General features: G+C 50.3%; 13 protein-coding genes and 2 riboswitches. Of the genes, 3 read left to right on the forward strand and 10 right to left on the reverse strand.

The annotated features are described in order from the left end of the window. Positions 1-35: 35 nt before the first annotated feature. Both motB and motA read right to left on the reverse strand, forming a co-directional pair. On the reverse strand, positions 36-851 hold the full coding sequence (gene motB / locus ACX1DY_RS29925) for a flagellar motor protein MotB (protein WP_458967763.1): 816 nt from the start codon (positions 849-851) through the stop codon (positions 36-38). Next, a complete protein-coding gene (motA, locus tag ACX1DY_RS29930; protein ID WP_458967764.1) occupies positions 835-1,635 on the reverse strand; it encodes a flagellar motor stator protein MotA in 801 nt (266 codons plus the stop codon). The genes motB and motA overlap by 17 nt, the downstream gene beginning before the upstream one ends. Before the next feature lie 200 nt (positions 1,636-1,835). On the opposite strand from motA, the gene ACX1DY_RS29935 reads away from it, so the two are divergent. Next, a complete protein-coding gene (locus tag ACX1DY_RS29935) occupies positions 1,836-2,129 on the forward strand; it encodes a hypothetical protein (protein ID WP_458967794.1) in 294 nt (97 codons plus the stop codon). Between the two features lie 292 nt (positions 2,130-2,421). After that, positions 2,422-2,709: a 4a-hydroxytetrahydrobiopterin dehydratase gene (locus ACX1DY_RS29940; RefSeq protein WP_458967765.1), complete on the forward strand. Its 288-nt coding sequence runs from the start codon at positions 2,422-2,424 to the stop codon at positions 2,707-2,709. Positions 2,710-2,811: 102 nt separating this feature from the next. Here the strand turns inward: ACX1DY_RS29940 and ACX1DY_RS29945 are convergent, their stop codons facing one another. From ACX1DY_RS29945 to ACX1DY_RS29970, 6 genes are all read right to left on the reverse strand, one after another. After that, on the reverse strand, positions 2,812-3,168 hold the full coding sequence (locus ACX1DY_RS29945; protein ID WP_458967766.1) for a c-type cytochrome: 357 nt from the start codon (positions 3,166-3,168) through the stop codon (positions 2,812-2,814). A gap of 90 nt (positions 3,169-3,258) precedes the next feature. Then, positions 3,259-3,744 (reverse strand): GNAT family N-acetyltransferase, encoded by a 486-nt coding sequence (locus tag ACX1DY_RS29950; RefSeq protein WP_458967767.1) that lies wholly within the window; start codon positions 3,742-3,744, stop codon positions 3,259-3,261. Between the two features lie 192 nt (positions 3,745-3,936). Then, positions 3,937-4,428 (reverse strand): C40 family peptidase, encoded by a 492-nt coding sequence (locus ACX1DY_RS29955; protein WP_458967768.1) that lies wholly within the window; start codon positions 4,426-4,428, stop codon positions 3,937-3,939. Between the two features lie 5 nt (positions 4,429-4,433). Next, positions 4,434-4,576, reverse strand: a riboswitch (cyclic di-AMP (ydaO/yuaA leader). A 337-nt stretch (positions 4,577-4,913) separates the two neighbouring features. Continuing rightward, complete coding sequence (locus ACX1DY_RS29960) at positions 4,914-5,342, reverse strand: C40 family peptidase (RefSeq protein ID WP_458967795.1); 429 nt, start codon at positions 5,340-5,342, stop codon at positions 4,914-4,916. 57 nt (positions 5,343-5,399) lie between these two features. Continuing rightward, positions 5,400-5,538, reverse strand: a riboswitch (cyclic di-AMP (ydaO/yuaA leader). 231 nt (positions 5,539-5,769) lie between these two features. Next, positions 5,770-6,600, reverse strand: a complete 831-nt coding sequence (locus ACX1DY_RS29965; protein ID WP_458967769.1) for a hypothetical protein — start codon at positions 6,598-6,600, stop codon at positions 5,770-5,772. A gap of 11 nt (positions 6,601-6,611) precedes the next feature. Beyond that, complete coding sequence (locus ACX1DY_RS29970; protein ID WP_458967770.1) at positions 6,612-8,615, reverse strand: M1 family metallopeptidase; 2,004 nt, start codon at positions 8,613-8,615, stop codon at positions 6,612-6,614. Between the two features lie 153 nt (positions 8,616-8,768). Between ACX1DY_RS29970 and ACX1DY_RS29975 the strand changes: the two genes are divergently transcribed. Next, complete coding sequence (locus ACX1DY_RS29975; RefSeq protein WP_458967771.1) at positions 8,769-9,272, forward strand: YwhD family protein; 504 nt, start codon at positions 8,769-8,771, stop codon at positions 9,270-9,272. A 98-nt stretch (positions 9,273-9,370) separates the two neighbouring features. On the opposite strand, the gene ACX1DY_RS29980 is transcribed toward ACX1DY_RS29975, so the two are convergent. Both ACX1DY_RS29980 and ACX1DY_RS29985 read right to left on the reverse strand, forming a co-directional pair. Then, the gene (locus tag ACX1DY_RS29980; RefSeq protein ID WP_458967772.1) at positions 9,371-9,844 is read right to left on the reverse strand and encodes an AbrB/MazE/SpoVT family DNA-binding domain-containing protein; all 474 of its coding nucleotides are present in this window, start codon (positions 9,842-9,844) and stop codon (positions 9,371-9,373) included. A 382-nt stretch (positions 9,845-10,226) separates the two neighbouring features. Continuing rightward, positions 10,227-12,299, reverse strand: coding sequence for a transglycosylase domain-containing protein (locus tag ACX1DY_RS29985; protein WP_458967773.1), 2,073 nt, complete (start codon positions 12,297-12,299; stop codon positions 10,227-10,229). Positions 12,300-12,448: the final 149 nt, after the last annotated feature.

Consider the following 12,448-nt stretch of genomic DNA (forward strand, 5'->3'; position numbering starts at 1 on the left):
CTTCAGATCAGCTCTTTGTTCGATTGTACAATAAATTAATTGCCGGAAGTGGGAACGTTCGTGGTTTGTGTCGCATCCTGATATTTACGAAGGATGGATACTTCCACACGGCGGTTCTTGGCACGGCCTTCAGGTGTAGTGTTGGGAGCAATCGGATGATATTCGCCATATCCGATTGGACTGAACTTCACCGGGTTCAAATTGGGATTCAGCAGCAAAATCTTCATGAATTGCAGCGACCGCGCCACACTGAGATCCCAGTTGGAGGGGTAAATGCTGTTGGAGATTGGAACGTTGTCCGTATGCCCCTGTACCAGCACTTCATAATCTGGAAATTCCTGCAGCATGTTCGAGATTGATTTCGCAAGCTGACGGGAGTCATCCTTAACGAATGCTTGCCCGGAAGCGAACAAAGCGTTGTCGCTGATGGTGATCATTAGCTGCGATTGATTCAGCTTGGTGCTGAGCAGATTGGTCAGCCCGTTATTCTTAATATACTGATCGAATTGCTTCTTCAGCTTCTCCAGATCCTCTTGCTCTTTCTGCTTCAGCTTGTTCAATTCGTCTTTGCCGGTATTCTCTGACATCACACTGTTCATTTTTTCTTCTTTACCCTGGTCAAGCTGGGTATTCGTAGGAGCATCTGATTTATATTCCAGCACTCCGCCTCCACCGGTAAATACGGATCTGAAGGCCTGGGCCATCTCTTCAAATTTCTTGGCATCTGTAGCGCTCATGGCGTACATAGCGAGGAACAAGGCGACCAGAAGGGTCATTAGATCCGAATAAGGCAATAGCCAGGATTCATCGGCATGCTCTTCGTGCTCCTCATGTCTAGTCTTTTTGCTCACTCGAAGCACCCTCCTTGTCTGTCAGCTTCGCGCGTTCAGAAGGCGTGAGGAAGACGGAAAGCTTCTGGTTGATGGCAATGGTTGATACCCCGGACTGGATGGATAAAAGTCCTTCCACCATCATTAGTCTGACCTCGATTTCGCCTTTGGAGAGCCGCTTCAGCTTGGTCGAAATCGGATGCCAAAGCACATAACCTGTAAAGATACCGACTATGGTGGCAATGAAGGCACCCCCGATGGCGTGAGCCAGTTTTTCTACTGCACTCATATCCGAAAGTGCGGCGATCAGCCCGATAACGGCCCCGAGTACCCCTAGCGTAGGAGCGTACATACCTGCCTGCGAGAAAATCAGCGCTCCGGCCTTATGCCGGTCCTCTGTAGCGTGAATATCTTCCATTAATACATCGCGGACAAACTCCTGGTCGTTACCGTCGATAATCATCCGCATGCCGTTTCGAAGGAAGTTGTCTTCAATTTCATCGACCTTGGATTCCAGGGCAAGCAAGCCTTCACGGCGGGTAATAGAGGCCCATTCCATGAACATGGTGATCAGTTCCGTTTTACTGACCATTTTCTTTTTTACAAATATTATCTTGAACAATTTAGGGACTTTCTTGACTTCAGAGAATGGGAAAGCCATAAGTATTGATGCGGCTGTACCCAACAGAATGATTACGTAAGCTGCGGGTGCTCCCAAGGCAGCTAACGGCGCGCCTTTAAGAAACATCCCCCATACTATTGTAACGAAACCAAAAATCAAACCAAGTATTGTTGAAATTTCCATTTACGCACCTCGTCCATGAGAATTAGGAAGTGATCCGACTATACCGCGTGTATCATCCATGAACAGCGGTGGGACACTCTGTCTGACCAATAACGTATATTCTTATTTATCGACAGCATTCCCTTTTTTGTGAAGTCATTTTTTCGGCTATAATGAGTAGGGTAATATTATTCATCTGTGGAGAAAACGGAGTGATTGACGTGGGTGTGAAGCATGGCAGAGATTACAGCGAAATTTTGAGTGAACTGACAGAAGCGGTAGGAAGGATTTCCGACGGGTATTTATTTTTTGAAATGGAGCCGGATGAGTGGCAGGAGCTGCCGCAGGAATCGAAGCTGGAGGTCTGGGAAGCGCTTGCCGAGGATTTGTTCTATGCTCTGGGCAATGAGCCGGTGATAGAGGTTGGCAGCGGCGTTGTGATCTACGATAAGGACACGCACCGGATTAACATTCTGCTCGGAGAAGAGGATTTGGCTTCGGTCCTTCTGGTCTAGGAGGCAGGCTGCAGCCTGAGGGCGGTTTGCCCGCAGCCTTCGCATCGTGGTAAAATTGATGGAGCCGAGTACTATTTGCCGGGATTTTTGAATACATTAAACCGAAAAAAAGCCTTCATCCTGGCGCATCCCTTGGACTTTATAAGCTGAGGGATGTTTTGTTTAAAATATAAGGATGTATATGTTTCACACCACAAATCATCCTTATATTTCTCGCTGAAACGATACCGTCCTTTTAAAGGACGGCGAAGCCGTTTCTGCTTGATGCTAATTAAGTAAGGGAGGAAGAACATTGCAATTTACGGAGGAAGAGCTGCGGGAGCAGGTAGGCAAGCTGGAGGGCTGGAAGCTGGAGAAGAATAAGATGGTGCGCAAATACGTGTTCAGTGAATATATGAAGGGCATTGCATTCGTAGATGAGGTAGCGGCCATATCGGAAGCCTTTGAACACCATCCGCATATTACAATTGATTACAAGACCGTCACGCTGCGGCTGGCTGCAGATGAGGAATGCGGAATTACAGCGCTTGATATTCGTGAAGCTCATGAATTTAATGAAGCCTTTGAGAAAACCCGTTAGCATACTTAATCCAAGGGATAGCGAAGATTATTATATAAAAAAATGCCCACGCAAAGGATCTGCTGCATCTTTGCTGGGCATTTTGTGTTTGTAGTGCAAAAGCTATTTCTTCTCGGCAAGCCACATGGCAACGTTCGCGATCTCCTCGGGTTTCAGCTTTTCTTTGAAGGAGGGCATTTGCCCGCGTCCCTTGGTTACGATACCGAAGATTCCCTCTGCATCATGCTTGCCGCCTTCTTGCTGGAGACTCGGTCCTACACCGCCCTGAAGCTGATCGCCGTGGCAGGTGATGCAATTGAGCTTAACCGTTGACTCCGCACTGGCCGCATCCAGCTCGACCACCGGCATCGTCGGCTTATTCTCCTCAGCTACCTCGTCTTTGCCGGGTAAGGTAAACAATAAAACCACCGCAAAGGCGCAGGCGGCAAAAAACAAACCGCTCATGATCCATTTCTGCATCTGCATCCGTCCCCTCCATGTAAGCTGCTTCCTACATTATACAAGAAGGTAAAGCGTTATCATAGCATTTGTGTCAAAAAAATGAACGTTCTATTTACCATAGACCATGCAGTAAAATGGCTTGTCGCCAGTTGGGGTCCGGCGTTCATAGGTGTCGGTTATAGTGAACCCGCTTTTCTGGTAAGCCCGGATGGCTCGCTGGTTCCAGGTTAGCACCTCAAGGTCAATCTCACGCTCTGGATAACGTGCCAGGGCTGCCTCAACGACAGTAGCTGTGAACAGATGTCCCATACCGTGACCGCACAGCTCGGGACGCATGCCAATCCCCAGCCGCACTACACCTTCCATCGGGAATAGCTGTGCGAATCCGCAAAGGGAGCCTTGCCCATTTACTACGGAGACGTATTGTTCGCTTCGCAGCCGCGGATCACCGAATTCAATTTCCAAAGCCTGCATTTGCTCCCAGGGCATCCATCCGTAGATGTTGTACGGGGGCTTGTAATTCCATTCGCAGATTTCTGCGGCATGCGTGGCTTCCATAGGCACAACGTGAAAAGTTACCGGGGAACTCATCATAAGGCCACCGACCTCCTTTCAAGACAACAAAACATTATTTATTTAATTATATACAATACAGTCTCTTTCCGATGCACAAACTTTAAGGGGAAGTTAATATATTGAAGGGGTAAGTATTTAATGTAGACAAAAAAACAAGCTCTTCTCCAAGATTTCGATAAAATCCTGGAGAAGAGCTTGCCTTATGACATTTTATTGCACATCGTCGTTGTCTTGGGAATCGGAGGCTACAGACTGATAAGCATCTGTGCTCATAATCCGTTTGGCGCCAACGTAGCGGTTAACGTAGTAGCTGTCATTCAGCGAACTAACAGTTACGCCGCGTTTGGACGATGCATGTGCGAATTTGCCGTCACCGACATAAATGCCGACGTGGGATACACCTCTTCCGCTTGTATTGAAGAATACAAGATCTCCCGGTCTGATACTGTCACGGGAAACGGCTGTGCCCATCTGATATTGGGAGCCGGATTGGTGAGGAAGGTTGATGCCGATCTTATCAAAAACGTACATTGTAAATCCGGAGCAATCAAAACCGTTTGTCGAGATACCGCCGGATACATACTTGGTTCCGATGGCTTTGTCGATAACCTGATCCATTTTGGAATCCGCGAAAGCGCTTCCTGCTCCGATAGTAAGAACAATGGAAAAGCTCAGTAGTGCTGCTGCTAGCTTCTTCTTCAAAAGTAAATACCCCTTCCAAATGCCTACGAGGTTAGCTTAAGGGTTCGGTTGAAGGTCCCCTATGACCCCTCTGTGAATAGGAGGTCAATTCACCCAAAATCGGTTCCCCCGTTCCCCTAATGATTAGGGAACTCGGCACGACTGTTGATTAGGATTAGCTTACGGATCTATACATGACAAAACTTTTGTAAAACTGCTTTGAATAATTACAAAAATGTTACTATCAACTCACTGCGATTATTGTAACAAAGAAGGAAGCACTTGGCAATCACTAAAAACATATTCTTGCATATTTTTTGCGATTTTTGTGAGTTTAATTTATTATAAAGGGCTTACAATAACATGTCAGGTCAGATTTACGATAGGTTTATTGACATATAGAGCAAAAAGGAAAAACCCGGAAGGCTGATTACGGCAATAATCAGCTTCCGGGTTTGTATAAGCTACATTTAGTTGTTAGAGGTTGTCATTGTCAGCGGGGATAATCAATCGTAAGCGACAGCCTGATAAGCTGTTGTGCTCATCACGCGTTTGGCGCCAACATAGCGGTTGGCCCAGTAGGCTTGACTCATCGAAGTTATGGTCACTCCGCGTGAACTGGAGGATTGTGCGAATTTTCCGTTGCCAACATAAATCCCGACATGGGAAATCCCACTGCCCAAAGTGTTAAAGAATACCAGATCGCCCGAACGCAAATTGTTGCGTGATACGGCAGTTCCGACCTTAAATTGCGCTTTCGATGTGCGAGGCAAGGTAAGACCTACGTTTTTGAACACATAAGAGGTGAATCCGGAACAATCGAAGCCGGCAGTGCTGGTGCCCCCGGTTTTATATGTAGTTCCCAGTGTTTTTGTGATCACATTGTCCATTTTGGAATCCGCGAAAGCGCTGCCAGCTCCCAGCGTGAATACCATTACCAGCCCTAATGCTGCTGCGGTGCATTTTTTCTTAAAATTGTGACTTTTCAAAAGATGTACTCCTTCCAAGGCCGGCGAGGTTAGCTTAAGGATTCGGTAGAAGGTTCCCCTATGACCCCTCTAAAGCGAGATCAATTCACCCAAAAAATGGTTCCCCCACTTCCCGGTGCAGGGAATTTGGCGTATTATGCACCGAACAGTGACAAATCGACAATCTCAAATGCTGCGAAGCATAAACCAGATGTGACAAACATTTCTGCAAAGATTACAAAATTGTTACTAGTGGTACAGGCATCATTGTACCAGAGGGTCTGCTATTTTGCAAATAGGTAAGATTTGCCGCATGCGCAGGTACACAAGAAAAGAGTCACGCTCCCCCTAGAGAAGCAGTGACTCTTGTTATTATGCCGATCAGGCAGTGTAATTATTGTGGAAATGTTTTACTGGACCAGAGGTGATATTGTGCGGCTGTCCCCCACATTTTGAACAGAGTGGTTGGAAGGGGGGAGAGCTGCTTAAGGAGAAATGCGGGCAGTCCAGGGCTGAATATCGCTGACAATCCGCAAATAAGCAACACCGCCAGCCCGCCGGCACCCATCAGGACGGATACGCCTATAGATGGCAGCAGCACTTTCAGGCAAACCAGCAGGGAGGAGAATATGCCAGTTCCGGCGGTATAGCCGAACTGCATGTACAGCAGCAGCTTGCGGATAAAGAAAAGATATAATAGCCAGACCAGAATATAGGGAACGAGCTTGAGCAGCATTTTATAATCAAGGATGCCATTTAGCAGGAGGCCGTACATTTTGGGCAGCAGCCAGTACAGAGGCAGGAACGCAAGCACCCATTCCGCTATGCTGAACAGCAGGACCGGAAGCCCATACCGTCTCATACCCGGGAAAAAGAACATTCCACGCTCTCCTTTGCGTTCCTGATGCAGTTCATGCAGCAGTCCCGCCCGGATAAAGGGGGAGACCAGCAGCCGCACTGCGCTAAGTAGGAGAAGCATCCACAGCCAGCGCTGCACATCAGGATCGTTGCCTAGAGCAAGCTGTCCCTCGATATAATACAGGAGTCTGCCTATTGCGCTGCCGCCAGCATATTGATCGGGATAACGCAGCAGCACCGAGATGACAGCGTCCTTGATGAACTTGTACATGAAATAGCTCCAGAACAGCCGGTAGATAAATAACAGAATCAGAATATAAAATTGCTCTTTCATGCTGTGCCAGCCGCGGGTTATCGCTCTCTTCACAATTCTTCACCTCACCAGACAAGAGTTCCGAGCAGGTTTTCAAGCAGGTTAGTTATGCTAAGCGTCCAACGTGAGAGTGTAGCTGGCCGCAGCTCCGACAGTCTAAAGTTATTAAGATGCTTGCTCTCAAGCAGAATGGAGTGCGCCGGATCAATCTCTGCCGAGATAAGCGGTGCTTTGTAGGATAGCTGAATTGTAGTGTTCTTCTCTTCCCCGCTCCAATATTTTTGAACGGTGTACCCGTCCGAGAACATGAACTTTATTGGAACCTCCCCATAACGGCTTCCTTTGTTGCTGACTTCCACCGATGATTCATAGCGGGGGGGTTCTGTCCCTGTTTTTTTCATGGCAATTGTGATGTTATCTACGGCAAAGTCAGGCGCACCGCCGCTGTAGATATATTGATCGAAGTAGGCTTGCCATGATTTTGTGGTCACCTTTTCCACAACTTTCTGAAAATCGGCGGTGGAAGGATGATGGAAACGGTATTTGCGCGCGTAGGCGGACAGAATGCTGTCCATTGTTTTGGTACCCACCTGCTTCTCCATATCCTTCAGCACCAGCTTGCCCCGGATGTACACGTTGCGGGTGTAGGAATCATCTCCGGCATATTTCCAGGTCTCCAGATTAAGCGGCTGGGGAGAGGTCACCAGGCTGGTCTGCAGCGGAAAGTTGGAGATCACTCCGTATTCCTGCTCCATCAGCCGGTCTTCTGCATAAGAGGTGAAGCTCTCATCCAGCCAGGCTTCCTCAAATTCATTGTTCGCTACCATACCGTAAAAAAACTGATGCCCGATTTCATGGATAACCGTACGTTCAAGCTGGGTGCCCGGAGCATCGTCACCTGCAGCGGCAGCGGTGATAAGTGTGGGGTATTCCATCCCGCCGGCCCCATTCCCCCCTTTGGGAGGAACAACGATGCTGAGCGTCGAGTAAGGATAAGGGCCGTACCATTTGCTGAAGGCGCTCAGAGCAGCTTTGGCGGCCTGGAAGTAACGCTCCTGCAGGTCCTTGTGCAACGGGTCCAGATAGAGCTTGATCCTTACACCAGGCACCTCAGCGGTGGAGAAGGCTTCTTCTGCGACCACAAAGTCGGGGGAGGCCGCCCAAGCGAAATCATGGACATCATCGGCGTAGAACTGGTAGATCTTCTGATCCTGCTTCAACCTGGGGTTTTTTACCGGAAAGCCAGTTGCGGCAACTATATAGTTGGAGGGAACAGACAGGGTTACGTTATAAATGCCAAAGTCGCTGTAGAACTCGGAGGTGCCGTGATATTGATGCAGATTCCAGCCCTCCTGCTTCACGCCACGGGTACCGGCAGGCTCATACACGCTGATTTTGGGGAACCATTGCCCTGCCATTACAAAATTGCCGGATACCCCCATACGGGCGAATATTTTGGGCAACTGGACGTCAAATCTTAGCTTGAGTGTGACACTTTCTCCGCCGTTCACCGGCTGCGGGAGGTGTACTTTTACCAGTGTTTTGTCATTCACATTGCCGTCGTCCGGCTGAACATATTGCAGCCGCTGCATGAGCGAGATGCCCTCTGAGGTCCGCAGATCGGTTAAGGTCATACTGCCGTAGCCATTTGCGGGCATGGCATCTCCGCGAAGCTTGCCCCCAGACTCCTTCATGAACGTGGTATCTTTAGATGCGAAGGCATTGGGGTACAGGTGAAAGTAGAGGTCTTGTACCGGTTTTTGACCGGGGTGGGTCCAGGTTACCGTCTCAGAAGCCTGCAGCAGCTCTGAACCCGGAATAAGCTGCGCCGCAATATGATACTCTGCTACCCGCTCGCTTAAGGCCTCCGAAACAGGCACCGGCTTACTCTCGGGGAGAATGGGCTGGAGGGTTTTGGTCTGTGCGGCTGCGGGGGACTTGGCCTCTTTTGGAACAGCGGCTGAAACGGCAGGGCTGTGCCCTGAGAGTGCCCAGATTGCGCTGCCCAGCAGAGTGAGGGCGGCCAGGGCTGCAAAGATGAGGGTGTACCTTAATGACAGTGGCTTCATACTGTGATTCCTCCCGTGACAAGCATCTACGGGATGTATATGTTTGCATTCGCTGCATTATTAGCTAAAATTAAATTATATAAGATGAACTTGAGAACGAGCCTGACATTCTCAAGTTCACGTTCTATTAGTGAAAGGGAAGGATGTGCACTTATGGATAACAACCAACCGGAGGGCAAGAAGCCGATAGCTCTAAATATCGTGAATGCCAAGAGCAAGCATAAAGGCTTCGGCGCAGGCTCCATTGACTTGAATAATGTATCGCCGGTTATTATTGACGGTGGTGAAGCTGTTATTGATATCGGTGCCATGCATGCCAAGAGCAAGGTGGAGAAAGGGATTAAATTCAGCGTGAACCGGGAGGATGTTCCGGATGGCAGACAGGTCTGGGTCGTGTGGGTAGCGGTGGACCGTACACCGGAAGGACAATCCTACGGAGGAATCACCGCCTGCGAAATGTGGATTGACACTGAGGCCCGGCGCGGCTGGAAAATTCTTGCCGATCATGTGAATAAGCTGGATGCAGCCCTGAAGCGGAAAATCATTCTGGAGGGATTGGGAGCCGAAGAGAGAGCTGCACTGAAGTCGCTGCTGGTTGCTCACAATGAAGATTGGTGGAACGGCTCCTCAGAAGAGCTGAAAGCGGCTTTGTCTTAAAGTGTGAATATACACCTGGAATTTAAAAACGGCCAAGCCCTCCTGCAAGCTGGAGGGACTGGCCGTTTTGTATGAAGGTAACAGTGTGCCTGATCTGTCTAGGATCTGCTGAGCATGCTGAGTTTGCGTTTTAGCTGGCTAACCCGGGCCTGGCTGATGCCAAGAACCTCGGCGAGCTCCTTCTGGTTGGCATAGGGATGCTCCTCTATGGCCTTCTCCAGACGTTGGCTCATTTCTTCTGTCTTTGTCCGCCGGCCTCCGCGGCCGGGTTCAGGACTGTCCTCTGAGGCAATCAGCGGTTGTATGATCTCTTCGTCCGTACGATCCGGATTGCCAAGCTCCTTCAGACAGTTGTTACAAATAAACTGGTCCTTATAGTAGGTCACGTGATCAAGGCTTCTGCAGAACGTGCATTCGGTTGAGGTGTACTTTCTAAGCACAATAACTTCGTCATCCAAAATAAAAAATTCGATAGGATCCCCAATGTCAATATTTCGTGTCATGCGGATTTCTACGGGAACCACAATTCTACCCAGACTGTCTAAACTCCGGATCATGCCTGTATCCTTCATCCCATGTCCCTCATTTACATCTTTATATTTTTGTGGATATCTATGATTATAGCAGTAATTGTAAGTTTAGAGAACGGGTAAGCGCATTCAAATTATGAGTTTTTTTGTCAAAAAAGGAAGAAGATAACGAAACTTAAAATCTCTCCGTTCAGGAAGTCCGAACGGAGAGATTAATTAGGGTTCTCTTGTCTTTACCCAATACAGGGCCTGCGAAACAGCGGGGGCCATTTTAGGTCAGCCTGAAAGCGTGGGCCGCCTTTTCGGCCACAGACGGCAGCCGTTCAGGCTCTTGTCTATGCGCAGTGCCCGGCACAGCCTGCCTGGTCCTCCGCACAGGCTGGTAGGCTTCCGTATCGCAAGGAGGCTAGCAGAGCAACCGGGATCAGTTCAGCCACCAGCGTTTGATCTCGCTCCACAGAGAATGGTTCTCCTTGGAGGCAGCGGGTTCGCCGCCCGGGCCTTCCTTGGCAGGACCGGCAGAGCTGCCTGCACCGTGCTGGTCGCAATATTCGGTAGGCTCCGTTCCGCTAATAAAGGTTTCCAGCTCTTTGTCGGGACAAGCCGCTGTCGCCAGCTTCCCGGACTCCGGGTTGATATAGACGCTGACAACATCGTCAGGAATCGGAAAAATTTTCGGCGGAACGTTCTCCAGCGCTTTCTCCGTGAACTGGGCGAAGATGGGCGCCGCGCGGCGCCCGTCCGCCGTGGCGATATCGCGGCCCTTGTCATAGCCGACCCAGACTGCCGTTGACAGCTCAGGTGTGAACCCGACCATCCAGCCGTCGGTATCGGTAGTGCCGGTCTTGCCGGCCACCGGCCGCTTGATAATCGAAGCTACACGGTTGCCCGTTCCGCCGCTCTCGAAGACCCCTTCCATCAGCCGGGTCAGCACATAAGCCGCCGCCGGTTCTACGACCTTCTCCCCTTGCGCCTCAGGGGCTTCATATAGAATCCGTCCCTTGGCATCGGTAATTTTCAGGATGGCTGTAACCGGCTGCTTCACGCCGCCGCCGCCAATGACGGCGAAGGCCGAGGCCATCTCCAGCGGGCTGACTGGGGAGGTGCCCAAGGCCAAAGAGGGCACACGCTGCAGCGGGCTGCCGATACCCATCTTGGCCGCCATCTCGGCGACCTTGTCCGCACCTATTTTCATAATCGTATTCACGGCATAAATATTGTCGGAGGCGGCAATCGCCTGCCGCATATTAATCTCCCCAAGATACTTGTCGCCGAAATTCCGGGGCTGATAGGTTTTGCGGTCGTTGTCATAATGGAACAGCGTCGGCTGGCTGTTGAAGACGGACAGTCCGGTCATGCTCCGGGAGGACAGCGCCGTCAAGTACATAATGGGCTTAAAGGACGACCCCGGCTGGCGAGTGGTGGCCAGTGCATGGTTGAACTGGTTGTTGCGGTAGTTTTTGCCGCCCACCATTGCTTTGATATAGCCTGTGCGGGGATCAATCGAGACGAGAGCGGTCTCCAGCTCGCTGCCGGGGTCCATTCCCTTGTTGACGGCATCCTCGGCTGCCTGCTGCATATCGGGGTCCAGGGTGGTATACACGTTCAGTCCGCCCTGGTCCAGCTCATCGCTGCTGATGTGCAGGGAATCAATAACCAGACTGCGCACATAATCGCGGAAATAGGGCGCGGTAACGTTGGTGTTCTTTTCCCCCTGGGGTTTGAAGCTCAGGTTCTCCAGCAGGGCAGTGTTCGACTGTGCCGCCGTAATATCGCCCATTTCCGTCATTGCCGCCAGAATGATCTTCTGCCGTTTCTTGGCATTGTCCATATGGGTGTAAGGGGAATAATAGGTTGGCCCCTTGGGAATTCCGGCAAGCATGGCGCTCTCGGCCAGATCCAGATCCGCAGCCTTTTTGCCGAAATACATTTGAGAAGCAGCTTCTATGCCATAGGCTCCATGGCCGTAATAAATTTCATTTAGATACATATTCAGAATCTCGTCCTTGCTGTATTTCATCTCAAGCTGCATTGTATAGAGAGCTTCCTTGGCCTTGCGCGTCCATGTCTTCTCATGGGTCAGATAGAGATTTCGCGCAAGCTGCTGGGTTAAGGTGCTGGCCCCCTGGGTACGGTCTCCCGCCTCCAGATTGGCTAGTACGGCCCGGCCCATGCCCTTCAGATCGAAGCCCGAATGTTCGTAGAATTTGCGGTCCTCCACTGCCAGTGTAGCTTGTATAAGCAGCGGCGAGATTTGATTAAGGGTTACGGGAGTGCGGCTGCGTCCGTCTGTAGTGAAGGTGGTCAGTACATTCCCTCTGGAATCGAGCAGCTTGGAGCGGATGGCATCGGCGATTGGGGGGAGATCTTTCTGGTATAAGTAGCCGAGCAGCGCCCCTGCCGCCAGCACAGCAAGCAGCCCCATAACAGCCAGCAGCCGGAATAGCCGGCGGAGGCGGCGTTTAGGTTTTGGAGGTTTAACAGAATCGCGCGGCATGGCATCAGGCTCCCTTTCGTTTCAATTGTCCATTCTCATTATGGGGAAGGAAAAGGAGAGATATTCATATCTAGGCGGATGCGCCGGGCAAGCGGTAACCAAATTGTCTTCTTTTTGTGACCTTATCCGGGTAGATAGAAGGGCAGACG

The sequence above is a fragment of the Paenibacillus sp. BAC0078 genome (assembly GCF_054483875.1).